Below are 23,741 nucleotides of genomic sequence, written 5' to 3' on the forward strand. Positions count from 1 at the left end.
AAACTACGGGAACCAAAAACTTAAATCTTGCCCACGCCGGTGAGCGCGAGCTTGAACTTGACCTGCACGTCGTCGGCCACCATGGAGGTGTCGGCCCACTCGTTTTCGCCAATCTTGAAGGCCAGGCGCTTGAGCACAAAGGTGCCGGTCACGGTGGTATTGGCTCCACTCTGCGTCAGCGCCACAGGCACCACCACATCGCGGCTGGCGCCCTTGATAGCGAGCTTGCCGCTCACCTCAAACTTGCCGCCACCCAGACCTTTGACGGCGGTGGACTGGAAGGTAGCCTGCGGGAACTTGGCGGTGTTGAACCAGTTGGGGCGTGGCAATTCGGCGTCACTTTCGGGCACACCCAGGGTGGCACTCGCAATATCTACCGTGAAGGCGATCTTGCTGGTGTCGGGCTTGGCGGGGTCGAAGGCGATCTGCGCGTCAAATTTCTTGAAGCGGCCTTCCACGGGCACGCCCATTTGTTTGCTCACAAACACGATTTCGCTCTGGGCGGGCACCAGCTTCTGCTGGGCTAGGGCAAGCGTGCTGCTTAGGGCCGATGCGGCCACCAGGGCAGACACCAAAAAACGGGAAACGGACATGGGTGTTCCTATCAAAAAAGTAGCAGAGGTGGGGGAGCGGCGCTTCAGTGGCGACCGGGCAGCATGCGTTGGAGCAGGCCATCCTTGTCAATCCACTGGTGTTTGAGCGCCGCAGCGATGTGCAAACCCGCCAGTCCGATCAAGGCAAACGCACTTAGTTCATGCAAAGGTTTGATCATTTCTGCCAGCGCTTTGTCCACCGGCACAAAGTCGGGCAAGGGCAACACGCCAAATACCACGATGGGAAACCCCGCCGCCGAGCTGTAGGCCCAGCCAATCAGCGGCACCAGAAAGAACAAGGCGTACAGCGCGTAATGTGTGCCGTGGTGCGCCCAGTGCTGCCAGGTGGGCATGGCATCGGCAATCGCGTTAGGCAACGCGGGCGGGCGGTGTGTGACGCGCCACAACAAACGCAACGTTGACAGCGTGAGGATGGTGATACCCGCCCACTTGTGCCAGTTGTAGAGCTTGAGCCGGGTCGGCGAAAACGGCAGGCTGGTCATGTACAGGCCGACGCCAAACAGGCCCAGAATGGCCAAAGCCAATACCCAGTGCAACACGATCGCCGTGTGGCTGTAGCGGTGCGCGGGGGCCTTGGAGGAGGAAGTGGTTACAGAAGCCATGGCTACAAGTCTAGGGGGCCACGGGTTTCCCTATTTTGAATTTGATTGATGATCAGATTCAAATAATGTGAACGCCCAAGTTCCCCGGCTAGTCCGTTTGGACAGGGGAAACACGACGAGTGGTCGGACTTAGCGCCCTGAACGGCGCATCTCGCGCAGCATGAACAAATACAGCCCTTCCACCTTCTCGCGCGCCCAGGGGGTTTTGCGTAAAAACTTGAGGCTGGAGCCCACGCTGGGCTCAAAGGTGAAACAACGCACCGGCACCCGCTCGCCCAATCCATCCCAGCCGTAGTACTCGGCCAGCTCGGTCACGATGGCCTCCAGCGTTTTGCCGTGCAGGGGGTTGTTGGCTTGCTTGGCGGGGGCGGGCTTGGGGGCTTCGGTGCTCATGCGGAGATTGTCGCCGCTTCGTGATGGTTCAGGCGGCCGCGCACTTGCGCATGCTCTCCCAGGTTCTTGTGGTGATGTCCTGGCCAAAGGTCTTTTCGATCAGCCGCATGAACGCCGGCCCCGTGTCACCCGGTACATAGCTGCAAAATACCTCACGCCCGATCACGTTCAAGATCTGCGCGTCTTCCAGCACGACCGGTAGCGCGGGCATGGTTTGCGGGGCTTCACGCAGAAAACTCACCACACGTTTGGACTGCGGCGCCAGCTTGGCATTGGCATACGGATCGGTCGCCAACAAGGCTTCGAGCGCACTGACGGGGCGGATGATGGTGTAGAACGTGCGGCCCAGTGCCTGCTGCATGGCGGCTTCCGCCTTGCGCTCCAGCGCCGCCTCGGTGGCCTTGCGCGCATCAAACACCACATTGCCACTGGAGAGCACGGTTTTGACGTGGGTGAACCCCGCCGCCTCAAACGCCCGCTTCAACTCGGGCATCTTGGCATTCATGGGGCTGACCCCGCGTAGGAAGGCAACGTATCGGGGCATGGTGTTTTGGTCCCGGTTAGTGTGCGCGCTCAGCACCCGAATCTTTCCCCAACCGCTTGACCATAGGCAGCCCTTCCAAGCCTGCCCAGACCTGGCTGGGGCCAGAAACACGGAATCCATTGCGCGCATAAAAGTCGCGCGCGGTACGCGTGCTCTTCAATTGAACCGGCCCATCGAGGTGGGTTTCCATCGTACGAAGAAGTACCTTGCCAACGCCTTGGTAGAGTGCTTCAGGCACAACATAGAGCAGCGCAAGTTCATCTGCATGGGCCAGCGCAAATCCCACCACGCTGCCACCGCGGACAGCCACGATCGCCACAGCATTGGTGGCCTGAAGCCAAGCCAAGGTGTTGTCGGGAGTTTTGTTCTCCAACCAGGCGGCCATTACTGCTGGATCGCCCCCATGGTCGGCATGGCAGCACTCTGCGATAGATCGGCGAACCACCTGGCAGATCGCCGCGGCGTCTGCAGGTACAGCAATCCGGATATCCATCAAAGTAGCCTCCCCTCGAACCGTCCTCTCCCACGAAGCGTGAGATCGAATGATTCTAGGCCGCCACTGGCTACCCCTCAAACTGCGGATGCAGCTGCCGGATGCGCGACATCGCCATGCCCGCCGCGGCCGTGCGCGTCTCCACGCCCAGCTTCACGAAGACGCGCTCCAGGTGCTTCTTCACGGTCATGGGGCTGCTACCCAGGATGTCGCCGATGTCCTTGTTGGTCTTGCCCTTGACGACCCAGTACAGCACCTCGGCCTCTTTGGCGGTGAGCTTAAAGGACAGGCTCATGGCCTCGATGACCGCGGTATCGGACACCTCGCGCATGACGATGAGCCAGTCGCCGCCGGCATCGCTGTCTCCGATCTGCTGGTGCAGGCGGAAGGTCAGGCGTTTGGGGCCACGTTCCAGGCTCAGCTTGGCCGGTTCTCCACCGCGCGCCACCGTTTGCAGGCAGGCCTGCAGCCAGGCCCGCAGCTCGGGCGGTGTGTGCGGGGCCTGCGTGCCACAGTAGCGCTCCAGCAGCTCGCGCGCCAGCGGGGTTTGCCACATCAGGCAACCATCCGCCGCACGCACGGTGATGGTGGCGTAGCCAAAAGCGTCCAGCGCGTTGCGCGTCTGACGGCGTTCGCGCGCGCCGGCCAGGTGCACGCCCATGCGGGCCAGCACTTCCTTGGGCTTGATGGGTTTGGTCACATAGTCCACGCCGCCACTCTCCAGTGCCGCCACCAGATACTCCGTCTCGGTCAGGCCGGTCATGAAGATGATGGGGATGTGGGTGGTGTGCGGCGCGGCTTTCAGGCGGCGCGCCACTTCAAAACCGTCCATGCCGGGCATCATCGCGTCCAGCAAAATCACATCGGGCAGGCCCTGGGTGGCGCGCTGCAGCGCGGCCTCGCCCGAGGTGGCAATGAGCACGGTGTAGCCCGACTCGTCGAGCGCGTCGTGCAGCACCGACAGGTTGTCGGGCACGTCGTCGACGATGAGCACCACGTCGCTGTTGGCGCGGTCCAGGGTGTCGGCGGTGTCGTCAATGGGTAGGGCTGGCATCAAGCGCTTTCTGCAATTGGGTGGCCATGGCTTCGAACTGGTACTGGCGCGCCAGCGCGGCCATGGACTGGGTGAACGCCAGGCATTGCGGCTGGGCAGCGGCAATGGCGTCGAGCTTGTTGACGATGCCGCGGTAAAAACCCAGGCGCACCAGGTCCAGCAGGGCCTGGCAATCGGCCACATTCGGCAGCACTACCGCGCTGGGCCCGGTGGCAGCGGCCGCAGGTTCGGGCGCGCTTAATGCATCCACCCACTCCAGAGCGAGCTTGCGCTCCAGCCAGTCCAGCAGCTCGGTGTGGCGCACGGGTTTGACGATGAAGTCTTCGGGCGGCAGGCCCAGGCCGTTGTCCAGCCCGCGGTCAAACGCGTTGGCGGAGACGATGGCCACCTTGGGCTGCATACCACCCAGCGCCGGGTTGCCACGGATGCGGCGCAGCGTTTCCCAGCCGTCAATGCCAGGCATGGCCAGGTCCAGCAGCACCACATCGGGGTGCAGGCCGGCGGCCAGCAGGTCCAGGCAGTCGTGGCCGCTGGCCGCAGTGCGCACCTCAAAGCCCAGCGGTTCCAGCAGGCTCACCAGCAGTTCGCGGTCGGCCTCTTCGTTGTCCACCACCAGCACCTTGCGGCGCGCGCCGGCGTAGCCCAGGCGTGGCTTGCGCGGTGTGGCCACGGCGTGCTGCTCGGCGCTGGCCGGCAAATGCAGCTCGGGCAAAAACAGGCGCACGCGGAACACCGAGCCCTGGCCCAGTGTGGTGCTGGCCGAGAGTTCACCGCCCATCAGGTCCGTCAGCATCTTGGCAATGGTCAGGCCCAGGCCCGAGCCTGTGGTGCCACCGGCTGCGCTGGCGCCGCGGGTAAAGGGGTCGAAGATGCGGTCCAAGTCGTCCTGCGCCATGCCGGGTCCGGTGTCCACCACCTCCCCCTGCGCCATCTCGCGCGCATAACGCAGGCGCAGAGTCACACCGCCAGTCTGGGTGAACTTGATGGCATTGCCCAGCAGGTTGAAGAAAATCTGGCGCACGCGCTTTTCGTCAGCCCGCACCCAGTCGGGAATGCTACCTTGCACCTCAAAGCGAAAGCTCAGGCCCTTGGCCGCGGCCTGCAGTTCGAACATGCTGGCCATCTCGTGCATGCCACTGGCGAACTGCATGGGCTTCACATTGAGCGTGAGCTTGCCGCTCTCGATGTGGGCCATATCCAGCGTTCCTTCGATCAGCGAGAGTAAATGTTCACCCCCACGTTTGATGACGCTGACCGCCTGCTTGCGGTGCGCGGGAATGGAGGCGTCCTCCCCCATGAGCTGGGCATAGCCCAGGATGCTGTTGAGCGGCGTGCGCAGCTCGTGGCTGATGGCGCTGATGTAGCGGCTCTTGGCCTGGTTGGCGGCTTCGGCGGCCTGCTTGGCGCGTTCGGCCAGCAGCTTGGCGTCTTGCAGGGCCTCATCAGTCTGGCGGTGCGATTCGATTTCACGCATCAACAAATGGGTCTGCCGGTTCGATTCTTCCTGCGCCACCTGCCGGCTCTTGTGCGCCAGCACCAGCCACCAGGCCACGATGCCCGACATCAGCATCAGCGCCGCAAACGCCTTGCTGAAGCCTGAGCGCAGCGAGGCCTGCATGGCACTTTGCTGATCCCCCAGCACCGTGATGGCACCCAGCTCCTGCATGTAGAACATGCCAAACACTGTGGCCAGCAGCGGCACGATGATGAGCATGAGCAGGATGAAGTGGCCCAGCCCCGTGTCCAGAAACGGCCACACCGGTTTGGGCAGCAGCCAGCGCAAGGTGGCCGACCACTGGGTGGACAGGTTGGCGTGCGGCTTGCACATGTCGCCACAGCGCGCGTCCAGCGTGCAGCACAGCGAGCAGATGGGGCCCTGGTAAGCCGGGCAGTGGGCCATATCGGGGCCCTCATATTCACGCTCGCAAATGACGCAGCGGCGCACCGCCAATCGTGCGTAACTGCCCTCGCCCTGCGCCTCCGATGGCTGGCGTGCCAAGTAATACTTGCCCTTGGTGGCCCAAGCGATCAGCGGTGCGGCCACCATGGCGGTGACCAGCGCCACCACTGCGGAGAAGGCCTTGGCCAGTTCACCAAACAAGCCCAGGTACGCCGCGATGGACAGCACGGACGCCAGCGCCATGGCGCCCACGCCCACGGGGTTGATGTCGTACAGGTAGGCACGTTTGAACTCGATGCCCTTGGGCGACAAGCCCAGCGGCTTGTTGATCACCAGGTCGGCCACCACGGCCATGATCCAGGCGATGGCGATGTTGGAGTACAGGCCCAGCACATCGCCCAGTGCCTGGAACACGTTCATCTCCATGAGCATGAAGGCAATCACGCTGTTAAACAGCACCCACACCACGCGCCCCGGGTGGCTGTGCGTCAGGCGCGAGAAAAAGTTGCTCCAGGCCAGCGAGCCCGCATAGGCATTGGTCACGTTGATCTTGAGCTGCGACACCACCACAAACACCGCCGTGGCCGCCACCGCCCAGCCCAGTGTGGGGAACACATATTCATACGCCGCCAGGTACATCTGGTTCGGGTCCACCGCGCGGTCGGTCGGCACGCTATGGCTGATGGCCAGGTAGGCCAGGTAGGCGCCGCCCAGCATCTTGATAACGCCCAGAATCACCCAGCCCGGCCCGCCCACCAGCACGCCCAGCCACCAGCGGCCGCGGTTGGCGGTGGTTTGCGCGGGCATGAAGCGCAGGTAGTCGGCCTGTTCCCCCATTTGGGTAATCAGCGCAATGCCCACGGTTAATGCAGCACCAAACAGGTGCAAATTAAATGAACCAGGCACACCAAATTCACCAGCATAGTGCGTAATGCCCGCAAAGGCCTGCGGGTCACGCACCAAAACAAAGCCAAAGGGCACCACCAGCATCACCAACCACAGCGGCTGCGTCCAAATCTGCAGGCGGCTGATGGTGGACACGCCGTGCGTGACCAGCGGAATCACCACCAGCGCACAAATCAGGTAGCCCCAGGTGGGCGGTATGTCCAGCGCCAGCTCCAGCGCATAGGCCATGACGGCCGCCTCCAGCGCAAAAAAAATGAAGGTGAAGGACGCGTAGATGAGCGAGGTGAGTGTGGAGCCGATGTAGCCGAAGCCCGCGCCGCGGGTCAGCAGGTCCATGTCCACCCCGTAACGTGCGGCGTAGATGCTAATCGGCAGGCCGGCCAGAAAGATGACCAGCCCGGTGGCCAGAATCGCCCACAGCGCGTTCACAAAACCGTATTGCACCAAGAGCGTGGCACCCACCGCTTCCAGGATCAGGAAGGACGCCGCGCCAAAGGCGGTGTTGGCCACACGCCATTCGGACCACTTGCGAAAGCGCTGCGGCGTGAAGCGCAGCGCGTAGTCCTCCATGGTCTCGGAGGCCACCCAGTTGTTGTAGTCACGGCGGATCTTCACCACCCGCTGGGCGGGCGCTTCGTCAGCGGAAGGGGGCAGCGGCGGGGTGGTCACGCCAGATGGGGTGCAGATTTCATGCCACCGGCCTGGGACGTTTGGCGTATGGCGAAAGGCACAGGGATTGCTTACAGTGCAAAGTCCCGAATACCGACCTGCCACCTTCCGAGAATGTTATGGAACTCACGCCCAGAGAGAAAGACAAGCTGCTGATCTTCACCGCCGGCCTGCTGGCCGAGCGGCGCAAGGCCCGCGGCCTCAAGCTCAACTACCCCGAAGCCATCGCCCTGATCAGCTGCGCCGTGATGGAAGGCGCGCGCGACGGCAAGACGGTCGCCCAGCTCATGAGCGAAGGCCGCGCGGTGCTGACACGCGATGACGTGATGGACGGCATCGCCGAGATGATTCCCGACATCCAGGTGGAAGCCACCTTTCCTGACGGTACGAAATTAGTCACCGTCCACCAACCCATTGTCTGAACACCCAGCCCACGGAGACCGTATGCGACCCTCGTTGAAAAATGCTCTTCTTTTGATAGCTGTTTGCGCAATATCCACGGGCGCTAGTGCCCATACGGGCCATGGAACCGGGAGTTTCATGGAAGGACTGGCGCACCCCTTCGGCCTGGACCACCTGCTGGCCATGCTGGCCGTGGGTATTTGGTCTGTAGCCGCCCTGCCCGCCCGCCAGGCCTGGCAAGGCCCCGCCACCTTCCTGCTGGCCCTGGTGGCAAGCGCCATGCTGGGCGCCAGCGGCGTGACGCTGCCCTACCTGGAACACGCCATTGCGCTGTCCGTGGTGCTGTTTGGCGCCATGCTGATCGTGGCCGCGAAGCCCCTGCCCAAGTCTGTGGGCCTAGGACTCATCGCCGCAGCCGCCTCGCTGCACGGCCTGGCGCATGGCGCTGAAACGCCAGAAACCGGCTTTGCGGGCTACGCCGTTGGCTTCCTGCTGACCACGGCCGCCCTGCATCTGGGCGGCGTGGGCCTGGGCCTGTCCATCCGCCGCTGGCTGGCCGCGCGCAGCACCGTGGCGCTGGGCAGCCTGGGTACCCTGCTGGGCTTTGCCGGCGTCTACCTGTTCAGCCACGTCTGAGGGCCACCGCATGACCCCCGGCGAAATCCTCACTGACGAGGGCGAACACGCCCTCAACACCGGCCGCCGCACGCTGACCGTGGTGGTGCAAAACACGGCGGACCGCCCCATCCAGGTCGGCTCGCACTACCACTTTGCTGAGACCAATGGCGCGCTGGGCTTTGACCGCGCGGCAGCCCAAGGCATGCGCCTGAACATCCCCTCGGGCTCGGCCGTGCGCTTTGAGCCCGGACAGCAACGCACCGTGGAGCTGGTCGATTTCAGCGGCGACCGCGTGGTTTACGGCTTTCGCGGCCTCGTGCAAGGAAAACTGTAATGGCAACAATTGGACGCCGCGCCTACGCGGAAATTTTTGGCCCCACCACGGGTGACCGCGTGCGCCTGGCCGACACCGGCCTGCTTATCGAGGTGGAGAAGGACTACACCCTGGCGGCTGGCGCCTACGGCGAAGAGGTGAAGTTCGGCGGTGGCAAGACCATCCGCGACGGCATGGCGCAATCGCAAAAAACGCGCGCCGAAGGCGCCGTGGACTGCGTGATGACCAATGCACTGATCCTGGACCACTGGGGCATCGTCAAGGCCGACATTGGCCTCAAGGGCGGGCGCATCGTGGCCATCGGCAAGGCGGGCAACCCCGACACCCAGCCCGGCGTGGACATCATCATCGGACCGGGCACTGAGGTCATTAGCTGCGAAGGCAATATCGTCACCGCCGGTGGCATCGACAGCCACATCCACTTCATCTGCCCGCAGCAGATCGAGGAGGCCATGGCCAGCGGCGTCACCACCATGCTGGGCGGCGGCACCGGCCCGGCCACGGGCACCTTTGCCACCACCTGCACCCCCGGCCCCTGGAACATCGAACGCATGCTGCAGGCGGCTGATGCCTTCCCCATGAACCTGGGCTTTCTGGGCAAGGGCAATGCGAGCCTGCCCGCCGCGCTGCACGAGCAGATCAACGCGGGCGTGATTGGCCTGAAGCTGCACGAAGACTGGGGCACCACGCCCAGCGCCATCAGCAACTGCCTGGACGTGGCCGACGCCACCGACACGCAGGTCGCCATCCACTCCGACACGCTGAACGAATCTGGCTTTGTGGAAGACACCATCGCAGCCACCAAGGGCCGCGGTCTGTGCGCCTTCCACACCGAAGGTGCCGGCGGTGGCCACGCACCCGACATCCTGCGTGTGGTGGGGCAAGACAACTTCTTGCCCAGCTCCACCAACCCCACGATGCCCTACACGGTGAACACGCTGGACGAGCATGTGGACATGCTGATGGTGTGCCACCACCTGGACGCCGGTATTGCCGAAGACCTGGCGTTTGCCGAGAGCCGCATCCGCAAGGAAACCATTGCGGCCGAAGACATCCTGCATGACATGGGCGCCATCAGCATGATGAGCAGCGACAGCCAGGCCATGGGCCGCGTGGGCGAGGTCATCATCCGCACCTGGCAGACCGCGCACAAGATGAAAGCACAGCGCGGCAGCCTGCCCGAAGACAGCAGCCGCAACGACAACTTCCGCGCCAAGCGCTACATCGCCAAGTACACGATCAACCCCGCCATCGCGCACGGCATCAGCCACGAGGTGGGCAGCATCGAGGTGGGCAAGTGGGCGGACCTGGTGGTTTACAAACCGGCTTTTTTTGGCGTGAAACCTGTGCTGATCTTGAAGGGCGGCTTCATCGCATTTGCGGCCATGGGCGACCCCAATGCCTCCATCCCCACACCCCAGCCCGTGCACTACCGGCCCATGTTCGGCGCCTTTGGCGGCGCGCTGGCCAAGGGCTCGTTCACCTTCGTGTCGCAGGCCGGGCTGAATGCTGGCATCAAGGAACGGTTTGGCCTGACCAAGAACGTGGCCGCGGTGAAAAACATCCGCGGCGTGCGCAAGCAACACATGGTGCACAACAGCTATTTGCCCACCATGGAGATTGACGCACAAACCTACAGCGTGCGCGCCGACGGGCAGTTGCTGACCTGTGAGCCCGCGGTCAGCCTGCCGCTAGCGCAGCGCTACTTTTTGTTCTGACCCCGCATGGAGATTCGCATCGACGATTTGCAAGGCGCGCAAATTCAGGCCTTGCTGCAAGTACACCTCGATGCGATGTACGAGCACTCGCCACCGGAGAGCGTGCATGCGCTCGATCTGGAGGCACTGCGCCATCCGTCCATCACGTTCTGGACTGCCTGGGATGGGGATAGCTTGATGGGTTGCGGCGCACTCAAGCAGCTGGATGCAACGCACGCGGAACTGAAGTCCATGCGCACGACCCAGGCGCATTTGCGCAAAGGTGTGGCACGCGCCATGCTGCAGCACATCCTGTCAGCAGCCCGTGCGCGCGGCATACAGCGCATCAGCCTGGAAACCGGTCCGCACGCGCCTTTTGCTGCTGCACAAAAGCTGTACGCCAACGAAGGCTTTGTGGCGTGCGGCCCGTTTGCAGACTACGTGCTGGACCCTTACAGCATGTTCATGACCAAGGCCCTGGCCTGAGTGTCAACGAGGTTCGATATGTGTGCGAATCCATTGCGCCAACGCAACTTCATCCGTCAAGCCTGCGGCAACATCCATGACAGTCAAGGTGGCATCCGCCTGTGTCGCGCGCAAGCGATATCCATTCACAGCCAAAAACAGACCAATGGCGAGGAACGCGGCCCGCTTGTTGCCGTCGATGAAGGCATGATTTTTGGCCAACGCCACTCCATACGAAGCGGCCAGTTGGGCCACATCCGGCTGCTCGTACAGCGCAAGATTCACAGGACGGGCCAAGGCCGAATCCAACAGCCTCTCGTCACGCACCCCGGGCGCACCGCCATGCTCCGCCAAACTTTCGTCGTGCAACAGCAGCAGCACTTGGCGGTTAACCCAGTTCCACTGGCTCATTTGGCCAACTGGTGGAAGGTGTCGCGGTATTCACGCATGAATTCACGCCCCAGCTTCAGTTGCTCCTCCAGACTCGGGTCGTATGGTGTCAGGGTCACGCCGTTGGCCGCCTCGGTAAGAAACAGCGTGTCGCCCTTCTCCACCTTGAGCCGCGCCAGCACCTCTTTGGGCAAGATCACCCCCACGGAATTGCCAATCTGGGTAAGTTTCAAAGCGGACATGGCCCAAGCCTCCAAGTTATAACGTTTGTTATATTAGACAACATCTCTGTCACCGGCAAGTCCCATGCTCCAAGTCTCCAAATGCATTCCCCAAGGCCAGGGCCTGGCCTCCGTCCTGCTCAAACGCGCTGCCACGGTCGAACTCGACTGGGATGTGCGCCAGAAAAGCCGCTTTGATGCCACCGACTCCACTGGCCGCACGCTGGGCGTGTTTCTGCCGCGCGGCACCGCCGTGCGCGGTGGCGATGTGCTGGTGGCCGAAGATGGTTCGCTGGTCAAGGTGGTTGCCGCGCCGCAATCGGTGCTGAAGATCACGCATTGCAGCGACCACGGCACGCCGTACGACCTGATCCGCGCCGCCTACCACCTAGGCAACCGCCATGTGCCGATTGAGCTGAAACCCGACCACCTGAAGATCGAACCCGACCACGTGCTGGCCGACATGCTGCGTGCCATGCACCTGATCGTGAACGCGGTGGAAGAGGCCTTTGAACCCGAGAACGGCGCCTACGCCACCGGCGGGCACACGGGGGGGCACCACCATGGGCACGACCATTCACATGGTGATGGCCACGATCACGATCACGATCACGGGCACTCGCACGCAACGGCTGCGCCCAGCGCCAAGGCCAAACTGGCCGCCATCCCCATTGCCGCTGCTGCGCCCCATGTGCATGGCCCTGGCTGCGGCCACGACCACTGAAGATACGCATGCTCGACAGCAGCCTGATGCAACTGATGTGGCTGGCCTCACCGGCCTTGCCCATTGGCGGGTTTTCGTACTCCGAATGCCTGGAAGCCGCCGTGGATACTGCGCGAGTCGCTACAGAAAGTGAAGCATCTGGCTGGCTGGTCGACCAGCTTCAACTGACGCTGGCACGCTCTGACTTGCCTGCCGTGGCCCAAGGCATTGCAGCCTGGCGTGTCGGCGACATGGCGCGCGTGGCCCAGCTCAACGCTTGGGTGCTGCAAACCCGCGAGAGCGCCGAGCTGCGCGCCCAGACCGAGCAGATGGGCAAGAGCCTGCTGGAATGGCTGAAGAACCACACCACGGCCACGCCTGCGCAAATTGCCGTGCTGGCCAGGCAAGAACCCACCTACCCCATCGCCTACGCGCTGGCCGCCAGCGCCACACAAGCGCCGGTGCGCGAATGCCTGCTGGCCTATGCGTTTGGCTGGGCCGAGAACATGACCCAGGCCGCCATCAAATCGGTGCCGCTGGGTCAAAGCGCAGGCCAGCGCATCCTGTCCGCCCTCACCGCACAGATTCCCGCCGCCGTCGACCACGCACTGGCGGTCACCGACGAGAGCCGCCAGGCGTTTGCCCCTATGCTGGCCATCTTGAGCAGCCAGCATGAAGTGCAGTATTCACGGCTTTTTAGATCCTAATCAGCCTCTAGCCTACGTCCTTATTGCGCAAGAAGCTCCTATATTCATAGCAAACCCATGTCTACCCTGCACCATATCCCCAACCGCACCAAGAACCTGCCTCCCCTGCGCGTGGGCATCGGCGGGCCCGTGGGCTCCGGCAAAACCACGCTGCTGGAAATGCTCTGCAAAGCCATGCGCGACCAGTACGACCTGGTCGCCATCACCAACGACATCTACACCAAGGAAGACCAGCGCCTGCTGACCGTCAGCGGCGCGCTGCCGGCCGACCGCATCATGGGTGTGGAAACCGGCGGCTGCCCGCACACCGCCATCCGCGAAGACTGCTCCATCAACCTGGAAGCGATTGACCGCATGCTGGTGGACCACCCCAACGCCGACATCGTGTTCGTCGAAAGCGGTGGCGACAACCTGGCCGCCACCTTCAGCCCCGAACTGAGCGACCTCACCATCTACGTGATCGACGTGGCCGCCGGTGAAAAAATCCCGCGCAAGGGCGGCCCTGGCATCACCAAAAGCGACCTGTTTGTCATTAACAAGACCGACCTGGCCCCCTACGTGGGCGCCAATCTGGACGTGATGCACGCCGACACCACCCGCATGCGCACCACACCCAAAGGCCTCAAGCCCTTTGTGATGACCAACCTGAAAGACCTGACCGGCCTGCAGGACGTGATCGCCTTTATCGAAACCAAGGGCATGCTCAAGGCGGCATAAAGGCCCAGCTTCATCGCTGGGCCGCCCCGAGGTGAAGTTAGAATATGCAGCTCTGGAAGCGTGGCCGAGTGGTTTAAGGCACCGGTCTTGAAAACCGGCGAGGATGTGAGTCCTCCGTGAGTTCGAATCTCACCGCTTCCGCCATCTCCCGCTCCGCGCAGCCTCCGAAGGGCTGCCGTCCATCGCCTTCCCCCGGTTTTGCGGCAAATTACACAGCGCAAATCAGCCGTCTTTCCTATACTGTTTCCATACGGTCAGCGCGTAAAGTTGCCGATACAGGGTGAACAGACCAAGGATTTTCCGGATGCGCACTTCCAACGACACGTTTTCCCACCGGCTCTCCACCATGGCTTGGGCTTTGTGTTTGGCCTTCAGCGCCTCGTTGGCACATGCCGAAATCAACCAGGCCGTGCTGGAGAAAGCCGACGCCCTGCTCAAGGCAGGGGCCGCCGAAGAGGCCTACCAATTGCTGGAGCCGCTGGAGTTGCAGGCGGCCGGCGATCAGGTCTACGACTTTTTGCTGGGCACTGCTGCACTGGAAAGCAAGCGCCCCAGCAAAGCCACCTTTGTGTACGAGCGTATTCTGGCCGTCACGCCCGACTATGTAGGCATCCGCGCCGATATGGGCCGCGCCTACTTTGCCTTGGGCGATTTTGGCCGTGCCAAGATCGAGTTCGAGACGGTGCTGACCTTCCAGAACCTGCCACAAGACCTGCGCAGCACGGTGGAGCAATACGCCAAGGCTGCAGAAGCACGTGCCCAGGACAAACGCACGGTCGTCAGTGCTTATGTGGAAATGGGCTTGGGCCACGACACCAACATTGGCAGTGCCAACCAGGCGGCCTCTCTCAATTACCCGGGCAGTGCCACAGTGGCGGCCAACACCTACACGCCCGACGCAAAGTCCGACAACTACGCCATCCTGGGCCTCGGTGCGGAGCTGAACCACCGCATTGATGAGCAATGGGGCCTGTACCTGGGTGGCGACTACCGCGGCCGGGCCTACAACCGCTACTGCGAAAACACCTGCAATGCCACGGTGGACGGTCGCCTGGGCATGAGTTATTCCGGCGGCGCCTGGTTGCTGCGCACTGGCGTAGTGGGCGGCAACTACACCCTGAATAACGCGACCTACCGCGACACCGTGGGCCTGACCGCCGACTGGCGCATGGCGCTGGCCAATGGCAACCAGCTGTCGCTGGGCGCCAGTGCACTGCAGGCGCAGTACCTGGCCACCGGACAGTCCACCCAAAACACCCAGACTAACCTCGTCACCGCAGGCTGGCTCACCTCGCTGGGCGAGGGCGATGCCATCTTCAGCCTGACCGCCACCGCCGGGGTCGAGCTGGCCGTGGGCGGCCGGGACGATGGCAACAAGCAGTTTGCCGGTCCGCGCGTGCTGCTGCAAAAAAGCTTCAACAACAGCCTGGGCGGCTACATCACCGCGGGCGCCAGCTTTTCCAAGTACAGCGGCACCAACTCCCTCTACAACCTGAACCGTGAAGAGTCGCTGTATGACTTGGCGCTAGGCCTCACTTGGTCGTTCAGCAAAGGTCTGTCACTGCGGCCCCAGCTGAGCTACGTGAAAAACGTGAGCAACGCCGAGCTGTACAGCTACGACAAAACCGACGCCTCCATCAACCTGCGCCTGGACTACTGAGACCCCGCCATGCCAACCGCCCGCCCCGTCCCTCTCTCCCTTACTGCCAGCGGCCGATGGCTGGGCTTGGTATGCCTGATGGCCTGTATGCCTGTTTGGGCCCAGCTCAGTGCCGCACGTGTGATGGTAGTTAATGGCACGGCCAAAGCAGTCAATGCACAAGGGCAGGAACGCAACCTGGAAAAAGGCGGCGAGGTGTTTGCGGGCGACAAAATCGTCACCGCAGAAGGCGGCTTGGTACAAATGCGCCTGAACGATGGCGGCTACCTGTCGGTACGCCCGTCCACCGAGATGGTGATTGACCGCTTTGTCTACGACGAAAAAAATGCAACCAACTCCAATTTTTTGGTGTCGCTGGTGCGCGGAGGCTTTCGCTCCATCACTGGCCTGATCGGGCGCACCAACCCTGCGGCCTACCAGATCCGCACCACCACAGCCACGCTGGGCATCCGCGGCACTGACCACGAACCCATGGTGGTGCCTGAGGGTTTGGCGGGTCCCTCGGGTTCGATGCTGCCAGGCATTTACGACAAGGTGAACGACGGCGAAACCTTCATCCAGAACAAGTTTGGCGTGCTCTCACTCAAGCGGGGTGATGTGGGCTTTGCACCCGCCAAACCGGACATAGCGCCCCAGATGCTGCAAAAGATACCGGACTTCTACAAGCTGGAACTCAAGACCGACGGCCGTGACAGCAAGGACACAGCAGAGGACAAACCGGGCAATGCACGAACCCTGCCCAAGGGTGCACTGTTGCGTCCATCTCTGGCCATCCGCAAAGAGGCGGTGCTGACGGACAAACAAGTGGAGACAACTAAAACGCTGGACGCCACCACGCTGCAAATTGCGCCGGTGCTTTCCACCACTGTGGTGCAGCCCACCACATTGGTCAAAGAACCCACCACGACCACCATCCTGACTTCGCCCACGCTCAGCACCAGCACACTCTTGGCCCCCACCACAACCCTGACACCGATCACCACCACAACCATCGCCCCGACCACAACAGTCATCAGCCCCATCACCACCTTGACGCCTATCACGACGACGGTGAGCCCAACGACCACGTTGATTGCACCGAAAACCACCACCATCATTACCACTACGCCGCTTCTGAAGTAGCGCAAGGAGAGTCGCCATGGCACGCATCACCCCCCTTCCCATTGCAACAGCGCTTTGCCTGTTGGGCAGCTGTGCACTGGCAGCACCGGCTGGCACCGTGTTGTTCACCCAAACGGGTAGCCAGATCGTGGACGCCAATGGCGTACCCCGCCCGGCACAACGTGGAGATGTGCTGCAACACGGTGAGAAACTGCGGACCCCGCCCGGGGGCATCTCCCAGGTGCTCATGCTGGATGGCAGCATCCTGGGCGTGCGTCCGCAAACCGAACTCCGCTTTGACGCACCTGCGGGCAATGCCCCCACCGCGGTGTCTTTGTTGCAGGGCTCCGTACGGGTGATTGCTTCCGAGTTGATGGACAGCAAACGCCCCTCTGCCATGACCCTCATGAGCGGACAAGCCACTTTGCGCCTCAAAGGCGGGGATGTAGAAACCACTGTGGTGGACGAGAAGCAGCGTGGCACCGTCGACCCCGGCAGCTACAGCCGCCTGATCACAGGTAACGCCAGCATTGGCAAAGGCAGCTTGGTCGAACCACTGAGCCCGCGCCAGGTGAGTTTTGTGGGCAGCGCCAACCTGGCCGCGGTCACCCTCACCTCCAGTATCCCGGAGCTGTTTGGCAGCAAGCTGGCACTGCCGGCCACCGGCACGCTAGAGACCAGCAAAACCGCTGTGTTGAGCACCGGCAGCACAACGCTGCAGCCCCCTGCGATTGACAGCAAAGTAGTGGCTCCAGTGACAAGCCCCATCCTGAACACCACAAGCCTGGGCACTCTGCCCAAAACTACGCTGGTATTGGCGCCATTGCCCCCACCGCCACCCAAACAAATCATCATCACCGCCCCTCCAATCACACTGCAGCCCCCTAAACTGCCAGTCGTCTCCTGCAAAATTACGAGAACTTGTTAAGCACACCCCACGGGACCGAAAGCCCACGACTCTTTCAACACGCCGGTTTCGTCCGCTTCTGGCTAGCCCGCCTCGCGGGCATCATGGGCAACCAGATGCTCATGGTGGCGGTGGCCTGGCACATGTACGACATCACCTCCAGCGCCTGGGACCTCGGGCTGGTGGGACTCTTCCAATTTATTCCCGCCCTGCTGATGACGCTGCCCGCCGGCCACCTGGCTGACCGTGTGCACCGCGGCCGCATTTTTGCCTGCTGCATGGCCTTGCAGGCCGTGGTGGCTACGCTGATGCTGGTGTCCACCACGCAGGGCTTTGCCACACGCGAGCTGATTCTGGGCCTGGCGGTGGTGCTGGGTGTGGCCCGTGCCTTCCAGATGCCCGCGCAGCAAGCGTTAATTCCCCTGCTGGTGCCCGCCAGCCTGTTGCACCGGGCCTTTGCCATCAGCTCCACCGGCATGGAGATGGCCGTCATCGGGGGCCCCGCCCTGGGCGGGTTGCTCTACGCGCTGGGCCCGCGTTATGTCTACATCGCCTGCATGGCCCTGCTGCTCAGTGCCAGCGTGCTGACCATGCTGGTGCGCTACCAGCACAAGCCGCCGCAAGCGGCGGCCACTTGGCAGTCCCTGTTTGCGGGCATCGGTTTTGTCTGGCGGCGCAAGGTGATTCTGGGGGCCACGTCCCTGGACCTGTTTGCGGTGCTGCTGGGCGGTGCGACCGCCTTGTTGCCGATTTACGCCAAGGACATTCTGCACACCGGCCCTGCGGGCCTGGGCCTGCTGCGCTCGGCACCGGCGGTGGGCGCTTTGGCCATGTCGCTGGTGCTCACGCGCTGGCCCCTGCGGCGCAAGGTGGGGCCGCGGCTGCTGATGGCGGTGGGCGTGTTCGGGTTGGCCACTTTGGTGTTTGGCCTGTCCACCTCGTTCTGGTTGTCCATGTTGGCCCTGGTCGTCACCGGGGCGGCCGATTGCATCAGTGTCGTCACCCGCAACACCCTGGTGCAACTGGACACCCCGGACGACATGCGCGGACGCGTATCGGCCGTCAACTCCATCTTCATTGGCGCCTCCAACCAACTGGGTGAGTTTGAATCAGGTGCCACTGCCGCGTTATGGGGCCCGGTGGGTTCAGTCGTGATGGGCGGCGTGGGCACCATGCTGGTGGCGGGCCTGTGGTTCCGGTTGTTCCCGGCACTGGCACAACGCGACCGCATGGAAAAAGACTAGGGCCGCGTCGCCCCGACTCAGGTCCACAGGTCCAGTGGCGGGTCGGCCACCACGGCACGCAGGATGTCGGAGCGCGACACAAAACCGATCACCTGCCCCTCATCGTCCACCACCGGCAGACCCGGCAAGCCGGTGTCCAACAGTACGCGCGCCACGCGGCGAATGTCGGTGTCCTGGGCCACGCTGGGCACCGGGGTCCACATCACATCGGTGACCGGCTGTGCCAGCAGGGCGCGCCACACCAGAGGATGGCTATCGGCCTGGGGCAGGCGGTCTGCCCGCATCAGCTCGGCACGTGCCAGCAGCCCCACCAACACCCGAGCCTCCGACACCACAGGCGCCTGGCCAATGCCGTGCTGGCCCAGCAGGGCCCAGGCCTGCTCCACATCAAAGCTGTCGGGCACGGTCACCACCTCGGCACTCATGATGGCTTGCACTTTGGTAAGTGGCTGGCGTGGTGTGTCGGCCTTGCGCACCTCTTCGTACGCGGCCAGTGCCACGCGGTGCGCAATGTCGGCCGGGGGCGGTGCGGGGGCGTCGGCCAGCAGGTCGGCGAAATTGGAGTTGCCCGCGTGGTCCTGCGCGTCCTGCCCCAGCGGCGCCACACTGCGTGTGCGGGCCAGCCCGGAGGCCGACCCCACACGGCGTAACTCCTCCAGCGACCCTCTGAACACACGCCCCGCTTTACCGTAAACAGAAAACATGGCGGACTCCCCAGCATGCAGGGCCCACAGGAACCCCATGCCTACGAATTGGACAGGAAAAGTTCTTGCAAGTCACTCAAAAAGTCAAAACCCCGCACCGTGGGCCGCACGCGCGCAAAGTCGCGTTCAATTAGGCCTTTGCGCTCTGCCTCTTGCAGACCCGCCTCGATGGCCGTGATGGCCAGGCCGGTGCGCTCGGTAAAGTCGCGCAGGCCAAAGCCGTTGCGCAAGCGCAGTGCATTGAGCATGTACTCAAACGGCAGGTCGGCGCGCGCCACTTCGTTGTCCTGCGCCAGTGCGTTACCGGCCAACGCCTGTTCCATATAACGCGCAGGGTCGCGAAAGCGCACCTGGCGCACCACGCGGTGTGCAAAGCTCAGCTTGCTGTGTGCGCCTGCGCCTATGCCCAGGTAATCACCAAACTGCCAGTAGTTGAGGTTGTGAAAACAGCGGTGCGCGGGCTGGGCATAGGCCGACACCTCGTAACGCTCCAGCCCCGCCACCCCAGTTAGCTCGGTGATGTGGTCCAGCATGGCGTAGGCCGTGTCGTCCTCGGGAATCTGCGGCGGGAACTTGGCGAAATAGGTGTTGGGCTCGATGGTCAGGTGGTAGATGGAGATGTGCGGTGGCGCGAACTGCAATGCCAGCTTCACATCGGCATCCAACTGCTCCATCGTCTGCCCAGGCAGCGCATACATGATGTCCAGGTTAAACGTGTCAAACGACTGCGCAGCCTCTTCCACCGCGGCCAGTGCCTGCGCGCGGTCATGCACGCGGCCCAGGGCTTTCAGGTGGTCGTCATTGAAACTTTGCACGCCAATCGACAGGCGCGTCACGCCCGCGCTGCGGAAGGCCTTGAAGCGGTCCTTCTCGAACGTGCCGGGGTTGGCCTCCATGGTGATCTCGCAGTTGGCCTCCAGCCGCAAGCGCGCGCGGATGTCGGCCAGCAGGCGGTCGATGGACTGCGGCGAAAACAGGCTGGGCGTGCCGCCGCCGATGAAGATGCTGTGCACCGTGCGGCCCCATATCAGCGGCAGCGCCGCCTCCAGGTCGGCAATCACGGCGTCGATGTAGCGCTGCTCCTGCAGGCCTTGTGCGCTTTGCTCGTGGGAATTGAAGTCGCAATACGGGCACTTCTTCAGGCACCAGGGCAGGTGCACATAAAGCGACAGGGGCGGCAGCGCAGCCAACTGCAGGGTGCCGGGCCGCATGTAGTGCTGAATGTCGCGCTGCACCGCGGCCTCTGTCGCACCCTCGTTAACTGGCGTGATCGGAATCATGGCCGCTCAGCCACCCAGCCAGTTGCTGCGGATCAGCGCCGCCATGGCCTGCGCGGCACGGCCGCGGTGGCTGTTCGCATTCTTCACCTCCACGGGCAGCTGGGCAAAGGTCTGGCCAAATTCAGGAATCCACATCACGGGGTCGAAGCCAAAGCCGTTGCTACCCAGTCGCTCGCGCGCCACCTCACCCACCACCCGCCCCACTGCAATCAGCGGCTCCGGGTCTTCGGGCGAGCGCACCGCCACCAGTGTGCTGACCATGGCACAGCGGCGGTTGTCTATGTTTTGCATCTGCTCCAGCAGCGCGGTGACGTTGTTGTCGTCCCCCTTGGCATAGCCATGCTGGGTGGCGTAGTAGGCGGTGTCCACGCCAGGCAGGCCACCAAACGCGTCTATGCACAGGCCAGCGTCATCGGCCAGCGCGGGCAGGCCGGTGTGCTGGGCGGCGTTGCGCGCCTTGGTCAGCGCGTTTTCTACAAAGGTGCGGTAAGGCTCAGGCGCCTCGGGCACGCCCAGGTCGCCTTGGCGCACCAGCGTACAGCCCAGCGCGCCAAACATGGCCTGCAGTTCGGCCAGCTTGCCCTGGTTGTTGGATGCGAGAACAATTTGCATTAAAAGTGCCTCTAGCGCTCATGGATACTGCGCAAGCAGCTATTATTTTGATAGTGAATCTTGTTGCAAGGCCATCAGCTCGGTGATGCCTTTTTCCGCCAAACCCAGCAGTTGGCCCATCTCGGCGCGCGTAAACGCCACGCCCTCGGCCGTGCCCTGAACTTCCACAAAATGGCCCGCGCCGGTCATCACCACATTCATGTCGGTGTCGCAGGCTGAGTCTTCGGTGTACTCCAGGTCCAGCAGCGGCGTGCCCTGCACAATGCCCACACTGATGGCGGCCACAGCGGCGGTGATCGGTGACTCGGCAATCTTGCCGGCTTTGAGCAAACCATTCACCGCATCCTGCGCCGCCACAAAGGCGCCGGTGATGGCCGCGGTGCGCGTACCACCATCGGCCTGGATCACATCACAGTCCAGCTGGATGGTGCGTTCGCCCAGCTTCTTCAAATCAAACACGGCGCGCAGCGATCGGCCGATGAGGCGCTGGATCTCTTGCGTGCGGCCGCTTTGCTTGCCCTTGGCGGCTTCGCGGTCGCTGCGGCTATGGGTGGCACGCGGCAGCATGCCGTATTCGGCGGTCACCCAACCCTCACCGCTGCCACGTTTGTGCGGTGGCACGCGTTCTTCCACCGACGCAGTGCACAACACCTTGGTGTTGCCAAACTCGATCAGCACCGCGCCTTCGGCGTGCATGGTGTATTGGCGGGTGATGCGCACAGGGCGCAACGCGTTAGCGGCGCGCGCACCGCTGCGAACGAATTCAGTCATGGCAGTCTTTCAGGAAATGGCCGTTCGCACGGCGGTGCGTTTAGCCCCGACGTGCCGCGGAGCGGCGAATAGCCTCGTTGATTTCGGCGATGGAGCGCTCGATGGCGGCGTCGTCCAGGTCATCCACCTGCGAGTCCAGCCAGCCTGCCTGCACCGTAGAAGCAAATACGCCGTCCTCGATGTTGTCAGTGGAAATGGCGCCACGGGTGGATTCGAAGCTGTCCGGTGTTTCCCACTCCATGGTGATCAGGGTCACGTTGTCGCAGTGCGTGCCGCCATTGGCCAAGGCTTGCTCCACCAGATCAGGCGCAGAATCGGTGACTGGCTTTTGCGCCAGGTGGTAGACGATGGTGGAGTCATCCACCGTACCCCACAGCCCGTCTGAGCACAGCATGATGCGGTCACCCTGCTGCAGGGGCACCGGGCCGGTAATGTCAAACACCGGCTTGGTCGGAGAGCCCAGGCAGGTGTAGAGCACGTTGCGGTTGAACACCGCAGGTGCAGCGTGGGCCAGAGGCCGGTCGCCCTCGCGCTGCTCCATGTAGGAGTGGTCGCGCGTGCGGGCCAGCAACTCGCCCTGGCGCACAAAGTACAGGCGTGAATCACCGCAGTGCACCCAGTGCGCCGCACCGCCCTGCACAATGGCTGCCACCAGTGTGGTGCGCGGTGTGTCCATCAGGTGTTTTTCGGTAGCGTATCGCAGGATCTGGCGGTGGGCCGCAAGAATGGCGCGTTGGAAGAACGCCCTGACGTCCTCGATCTCGGGCGTGGCCTCTTTCTGGTACAGCGCCGAAATCACTTGCAGCGTCATCTGCGCAGCCACTTCTCCCTCAGGGTGGCCGCCCATGCCATCGGCCAGCAAAAACAAGCCCGACGCCTTGGTATAGCAATACCCCATGCGGTCTTCGTTTTTTTCGCGGCCGCCCTTGCGGCTGATCTGGAATACGGAAAATTTCATTTGGGTTTGGCCGGCACCGCGACAGCGCCCTGCACTGTCTTTTTGGTGTCGGCCACCATGGAGTCGAACTGCATACGCACCTTCTCACCCACCGAGAGCTTGGTGTAGCGTCGCTCGCCTTCGCGCGACAGCTCCTTTTGCAAGGCAAACACCGACTGCGGGCGCGACAAGGGGTCCAGCGACATGCACCACTCCACCACCTCGATCAGGTTGTCGGAATAGACACCGCGCAGGCGCGCCAGTGCCGTGGTGATGCGGTCTTTTTCCAAGCGCTGCGGTGCCTCGTTGGGCGGGTAACCCTGCATGCAGGCATAGATGCAGGCGCCAATGGCGTAGATATCGGTCCATGGCCCCATGGAGGCATCGCGCCGGTACATCTCGGGGGCGGCAAATCCGGGTGTGTACATGGGGCGGATGAAGTTGCCTTCTTTGCTCAGCACTTCGCGTGCGGCGCCAAAGTCAATCAACACTGACTTGTTGTCGTCGGTAATGAAGATGTTGGCCGGCTTGATGTCCAAGTGCAGCATCTTGTGCTGGTGCACGATGCGCAGGCCGCGCAAAATCTCGTCGAACAGCGAGCGGATGGTGGACTCGCGGAACACCTTGCTCTTCTTCTGGTCGCGCGCGGTGACGATGAAATCCTGCAGGGCCGCGCCCTCCAGGTAGTTCATCACCATGTAAACGGTTTCGTTTTCACGAAAGAAATTCAGCACGCTCACCACCGAAGGGTGGGAGATTTGCGCCAGCGAGCGGCCTTCTTCAAAAAAGCTTTTCAGGCCCAGGCGGTACAGCGACAGCTTCTCAGGCTGCACTTGGGGCAACAGCTCACCGGGGGCGCGGCTGGCCAGCGATGAGGGCAGGTATTCCTTGACCGCGACCTGCTGGCCTTCCGAATCCAGCGCCAGGTACACCAAGCCAAAGCCTCCGGCCGCCACCTTGCGAATAATGCGGTAGCCGCCAATCGTGGTGTCGGGGGGTAACGGTGCTGGCTTGACCTTTGACATAAATTGCGGGGTAAGGGCTCGTCGGTTGCGTGTGAACCGGGTTATTCTCGGGGCCGTTTCAACGCAGCGAG

At 62.9% G+C, this 23,741-nt stretch carries 27 protein-coding genes and 1 tRNA gene; 13 read left to right on the forward strand and 15 right to left on the reverse strand.

What is annotated here, in order from left to right; translation table 11 throughout:
• Positions 1-20: 20 nt before the first annotated feature.
• The 7 genes from AC097A_RS04625 to AC097A_RS04655 all read right to left on the reverse strand — a co-directional run bounded on the left by AC097A_RS04625 (position 21) and on the right by AC097A_RS04655 (position 7,175).
• Positions 21-593, reverse strand: coding sequence for a YceI family protein (locus tag AC097A_RS04625; RefSeq protein WP_479619934.1), 573 nt, complete (start codon positions 591-593; stop codon positions 21-23).
• 44 nt (positions 594-637) lie between these two features.
• Positions 638-1,216 carry a cytochrome b gene (locus AC097A_RS04630; protein ID WP_479619935.1) on the reverse strand — a complete coding sequence of 193 codons (579 nt, stop codon included), beginning with the start codon at positions 1,214-1,216 and terminating at the stop codon, positions 638-640.
• A 129-nt stretch (positions 1,217-1,345) separates the two neighbouring features.
• Positions 1,346-1,609, reverse strand: coding sequence for a VF530 family protein (locus tag AC097A_RS04635; protein WP_105261166.1), 264 nt, complete (start codon positions 1,607-1,609; stop codon positions 1,346-1,348).
• A 28-nt stretch (positions 1,610-1,637) separates the two neighbouring features.
• On the reverse strand, positions 1,638-2,153 hold the full coding sequence (locus AC097A_RS04640; protein ID WP_479619936.1) for a DUF1697 domain-containing protein: 516 nt from the start codon (positions 2,151-2,153) through the stop codon (positions 1,638-1,640).
• A 16-nt stretch (positions 2,154-2,169) separates the two neighbouring features.
• On the reverse strand, positions 2,170-2,646 hold the full coding sequence (locus AC097A_RS04645) for a GNAT family N-acetyltransferase (protein WP_479619937.1): 477 nt from the start codon (positions 2,644-2,646) through the stop codon (positions 2,170-2,172).
• 70 nt (positions 2,647-2,716) lie between these two features.
• On the reverse strand, positions 2,717-3,700 hold the full coding sequence (locus tag AC097A_RS04650) for a response regulator (protein ID WP_479619938.1): 984 nt from the start codon (positions 3,698-3,700) through the stop codon (positions 2,717-2,719).
• Positions 3,681-7,175, reverse strand: coding sequence for an ATP-binding protein (locus tag AC097A_RS04655; protein WP_479619939.1), 3,495 nt, complete (start codon positions 7,173-7,175; stop codon positions 3,681-3,683). Before AC097A_RS04655 ends, AC097A_RS04650 begins: the two co-directional genes overlap by 20 nt.
• A gap of 119 nt (positions 7,176-7,294) precedes the next feature.
• Here AC097A_RS04655 and ureA point away from each other — a divergent pair, with 119 nt between their 5' ends.
• From ureA to AC097A_RS04680, 5 genes are read left to right on the forward strand one after another with little or no spacing between them, the layout of a single operon-like run.
• The gene (ureA, locus tag AC097A_RS04660; RefSeq protein WP_105261169.1) at positions 7,295-7,597 is read left to right on the forward strand and encodes an urease subunit gamma; all 303 of its coding nucleotides are present in this window, start codon (positions 7,295-7,297) and stop codon (positions 7,595-7,597) included.
• A gap of 22 nt (positions 7,598-7,619) precedes the next feature.
• Positions 7,620-8,213: a HupE/UreJ family protein gene (locus tag AC097A_RS04665; RefSeq protein ID WP_479619940.1), complete on the forward strand. Its 594-nt coding sequence runs from the start codon at positions 7,620-7,622 to the stop codon at positions 8,211-8,213.
• A gap of 10 nt (positions 8,214-8,223) precedes the next feature.
• On the forward strand, positions 8,224-8,529 hold the full coding sequence (locus AC097A_RS04670) for an urease subunit beta (protein WP_479619941.1): 306 nt from the start codon (positions 8,224-8,226) through the stop codon (positions 8,527-8,529).
• Positions 8,529-10,247 (forward strand): urease subunit alpha, encoded by a 1,719-nt coding sequence (gene ureC, locus AC097A_RS04675; RefSeq protein WP_479619942.1) that lies wholly within the window; start codon positions 8,529-8,531, stop codon positions 10,245-10,247. Before AC097A_RS04670 ends, ureC begins: the two co-directional genes overlap by 1 nt.
• A gap of 6 nt (positions 10,248-10,253) precedes the next feature.
• A complete protein-coding gene (locus AC097A_RS04680) occupies positions 10,254-10,712 on the forward strand; it encodes a GNAT family N-acetyltransferase (RefSeq protein ID WP_105261173.1) in 459 nt (152 codons plus the stop codon).
• Positions 10,713-10,715: 3 nt separating this feature from the next.
• On the opposite strand, the gene AC097A_RS04685 is transcribed toward AC097A_RS04680, so the two are convergent.
• On the reverse strand, positions 10,716-11,102 hold the full coding sequence (locus AC097A_RS04685) for a type II toxin-antitoxin system death-on-curing family toxin (RefSeq protein ID WP_479619943.1): 387 nt from the start codon (positions 11,100-11,102) through the stop codon (positions 10,716-10,718).
• Complete coding sequence (locus AC097A_RS04690) at positions 11,099-11,323, reverse strand: AbrB/MazE/SpoVT family DNA-binding domain-containing protein (RefSeq protein WP_105261175.1); 225 nt, start codon at positions 11,321-11,323, stop codon at positions 11,099-11,101. Before AC097A_RS04690 ends, AC097A_RS04685 begins: the two co-directional genes overlap by 4 nt.
• A gap of 64 nt (positions 11,324-11,387) precedes the next feature.
• On the opposite strand from AC097A_RS04690, the gene ureE reads away from it, so the two are divergent.
• The 8 genes from ureE to AC097A_RS04730 all read left to right on the forward strand — a co-directional run bounded on the left by ureE (position 11,388) and on the right by AC097A_RS04730 (position 18,341).
• Positions 11,388-12,026 carry an urease accessory protein UreE gene (ureE, locus tag AC097A_RS04695; protein WP_479619944.1) on the forward strand — a complete coding sequence of 213 codons (639 nt, stop codon included), beginning with the start codon at positions 11,388-11,390 and terminating at the stop codon, positions 12,024-12,026.
• 8 nt (positions 12,027-12,034) lie between these two features.
• Positions 12,035-12,712: an urease accessory protein UreF gene (locus AC097A_RS04700; protein ID WP_479619945.1), complete on the forward strand. Its 678-nt coding sequence runs from the start codon at positions 12,035-12,037 to the stop codon at positions 12,710-12,712.
• 57 nt (positions 12,713-12,769) lie between these two features.
• A complete protein-coding gene (gene ureG, locus AC097A_RS04705) occupies positions 12,770-13,429 on the forward strand; it encodes an urease accessory protein UreG (protein ID WP_105261178.1) in 660 nt (219 codons plus the stop codon).
• Between the two features lie 54 nt (positions 13,430-13,483).
• Positions 13,484-13,573, forward strand: a tRNA-Ser gene (locus tag AC097A_RS04710).
• A gap of 160 nt (positions 13,574-13,733) precedes the next feature.
• Positions 13,734-15,089 carry a surface lipoprotein assembly modifier gene (locus AC097A_RS04715; RefSeq protein WP_479619946.1) on the forward strand — a complete coding sequence of 452 codons (1,356 nt, stop codon included), beginning with the start codon at positions 13,734-13,736 and terminating at the stop codon, positions 15,087-15,089.
• Positions 15,090-15,098: 9 nt separating this feature from the next.
• Positions 15,099-16,211, forward strand: coding sequence for a FecR family protein (locus tag AC097A_RS04720; RefSeq protein ID WP_479619947.1), 1,113 nt, complete (start codon positions 15,099-15,101; stop codon positions 16,209-16,211).
• Between the two features lie 16 nt (positions 16,212-16,227).
• On the forward strand, positions 16,228-17,118 hold the full coding sequence (locus tag AC097A_RS04725; RefSeq protein ID WP_479619948.1) for a FecR domain-containing protein: 891 nt from the start codon (positions 16,228-16,230) through the stop codon (positions 17,116-17,118).
• The gene (locus AC097A_RS04730; RefSeq protein ID WP_479619949.1) at positions 17,112-18,341 is read left to right on the forward strand and encodes an MFS transporter; all 1,230 of its coding nucleotides are present in this window, start codon (positions 17,112-17,114) and stop codon (positions 18,339-18,341) included. The genes AC097A_RS04725 and AC097A_RS04730 overlap by 7 nt, the downstream gene beginning before the upstream one ends.
• A gap of 17 nt (positions 18,342-18,358) precedes the next feature.
• Here AC097A_RS04730 and AC097A_RS04735 read toward each other — a convergent pair whose 3' ends face one another.
• The 6 genes from AC097A_RS04735 to AC097A_RS04760 form a co-directional block, all read right to left on the reverse strand.
• A complete protein-coding gene (locus AC097A_RS04735; protein WP_479619950.1) occupies positions 18,359-19,045 on the reverse strand; it encodes a CBS domain-containing protein in 687 nt (228 codons plus the stop codon).
• A gap of 41 nt (positions 19,046-19,086) precedes the next feature.
• Positions 19,087-20,325 (reverse strand): radical SAM family heme chaperone HemW, encoded by a 1,239-nt coding sequence (gene hemW, locus AC097A_RS04740; RefSeq protein WP_479619951.1) that lies wholly within the window; start codon positions 20,323-20,325, stop codon positions 19,087-19,089.
• Between the two features lie 6 nt (positions 20,326-20,331).
• Positions 20,332-20,937: a non-canonical purine NTP pyrophosphatase gene (locus AC097A_RS04745; protein ID WP_105261185.1), complete on the reverse strand. Its 606-nt coding sequence runs from the start codon at positions 20,935-20,937 to the stop codon at positions 20,332-20,334.
• A 42-nt stretch (positions 20,938-20,979) separates the two neighbouring features.
• Positions 20,980-21,657 (reverse strand): ribonuclease PH, encoded by a 678-nt coding sequence (gene rph, locus AC097A_RS04750; RefSeq protein WP_479620199.1) that lies wholly within the window; start codon positions 21,655-21,657, stop codon positions 20,980-20,982.
• A gap of 91 nt (positions 21,658-21,748) precedes the next feature.
• Positions 21,749-22,666: a PP2C family protein-serine/threonine phosphatase gene (locus tag AC097A_RS04755; RefSeq protein ID WP_105261187.1), complete on the reverse strand. Its 918-nt coding sequence runs from the start codon at positions 22,664-22,666 to the stop codon at positions 21,749-21,751.
• Positions 22,663-23,670: a serine/threonine protein kinase gene (locus tag AC097A_RS04760; RefSeq protein WP_105261188.1), complete on the reverse strand. Its 1,008-nt coding sequence runs from the start codon at positions 23,668-23,670 to the stop codon at positions 22,663-22,665. The genes AC097A_RS04755 and AC097A_RS04760 overlap by 4 nt, the downstream gene beginning before the upstream one ends.
• Positions 23,671-23,741 lie beyond the last annotated feature (71 nt).

The organism is Rhodoferax sp. XS2R6 (assembly GCF_056521365.1).

Bases quoted from the DNA above. Each gene is read 5' to 3' on its own strand.
- AC097A_RS04625 (WP_479619934.1), bottom strand. From the start codon at position 593: ATGTCCGTTTCCCGTTTTTTGGTGTCTGCCCTGGTGGCCGCATCGGCC.
- AC097A_RS04630 (WP_479619935.1), bottom strand. From the start codon at position 1,216: ATGGCTTCTGTAACCACTTCCTCCTCCAAGGCCCCCGCGCACCGCTAC.
- AC097A_RS04635 (WP_105261166.1), bottom strand. From the start codon at position 1,609: ATGAGCACCGAAGCCCCCAAGCCCGCCCCCGCCAAGCAAGCCAACAAC.
- AC097A_RS04640 (WP_479619936.1), bottom strand. From the start codon at position 2,153: ATGCCCCGATACGTTGCCTTCCTACGCGGGGTCAGCCCCATGAATGCC.
- AC097A_RS04645 (WP_479619937.1), bottom strand. From the start codon at position 2,646: ATGGATATCCGGATTGCTGTACCTGCAGACGCCGCGGCGATCTGCCAG.
- AC097A_RS04650 (WP_479619938.1), bottom strand. From the start codon at position 3,700: ATGCCAGCCCTACCCATTGACGACACCGCCGACACCCTGGACCGCGCC.
- ureA (WP_105261169.1), top strand. From the start codon at position 7,295: ATGGAACTCACGCCCAGAGAGAAAGACAAGCTGCTGATCTTCACCGCC.
- AC097A_RS04665 (WP_479619940.1), top strand. From the start codon at position 7,620: ATGCGACCCTCGTTGAAAAATGCTCTTCTTTTGATAGCTGTTTGCGCA.
- AC097A_RS04670 (WP_479619941.1), top strand. From the start codon at position 8,224: ATGACCCCCGGCGAAATCCTCACTGACGAGGGCGAACACGCCCTCAAC.
- ureC (WP_479619942.1), top strand. From the start codon at position 8,529: ATGGCAACAATTGGACGCCGCGCCTACGCGGAAATTTTTGGCCCCACC.
- AC097A_RS04680 (WP_105261173.1), top strand. From the start codon at position 10,254: ATGGAGATTCGCATCGACGATTTGCAAGGCGCGCAAATTCAGGCCTTG.
- AC097A_RS04685 (WP_479619943.1), bottom strand. From the start codon at position 11,102: ATGAGCCAGTGGAACTGGGTTAACCGCCAAGTGCTGCTGCTGTTGCAC.
- AC097A_RS04690 (WP_105261175.1), bottom strand. From the start codon at position 11,323: ATGTCCGCTTTGAAACTTACCCAGATTGGCAATTCCGTGGGGGTGATC.
- ureE (WP_479619944.1), top strand. From the start codon at position 11,388: ATGCTCCAAGTCTCCAAATGCATTCCCCAAGGCCAGGGCCTGGCCTCC.
- AC097A_RS04700 (WP_479619945.1), top strand. From the start codon at position 12,035: ATGCTCGACAGCAGCCTGATGCAACTGATGTGGCTGGCCTCACCGGCC.
- ureG (WP_105261178.1), top strand. From the start codon at position 12,770: ATGTCTACCCTGCACCATATCCCCAACCGCACCAAGAACCTGCCTCCC.
- AC097A_RS04715 (WP_479619946.1), top strand. From the start codon at position 13,734: ATGCGCACTTCCAACGACACGTTTTCCCACCGGCTCTCCACCATGGCT.
- AC097A_RS04720 (WP_479619947.1), top strand. From the start codon at position 15,099: ATGCCAACCGCCCGCCCCGTCCCTCTCTCCCTTACTGCCAGCGGCCGA.
- AC097A_RS04725 (WP_479619948.1), top strand. From the start codon at position 16,228: ATGGCACGCATCACCCCCCTTCCCATTGCAACAGCGCTTTGCCTGTTG.
- AC097A_RS04735 (WP_479619950.1), bottom strand. From the start codon at position 19,045: ATGTTTTCTGTTTACGGTAAAGCGGGGCGTGTGTTCAGAGGGTCGCTG.
- hemW (WP_479619951.1), bottom strand. From the start codon at position 20,325: ATGATTCCGATCACGCCAGTTAACGAGGGTGCGACAGAGGCCGCGGTG.
- AC097A_RS04745 (WP_105261185.1), bottom strand. From the start codon at position 20,937: ATGCAAATTGTTCTCGCATCCAACAACCAGGGCAAGCTGGCCGAACTG.
- AC097A_RS04755 (WP_105261187.1), bottom strand. From the start codon at position 22,666: ATGAAATTTTCCGTATTCCAGATCAGCCGCAAGGGCGGCCGCGAAAAA.
- AC097A_RS04760 (WP_105261188.1), bottom strand. From the start codon at position 23,670: ATGTCAAAGGTCAAGCCAGCACCGTTACCCCCCGACACCACGATTGGC.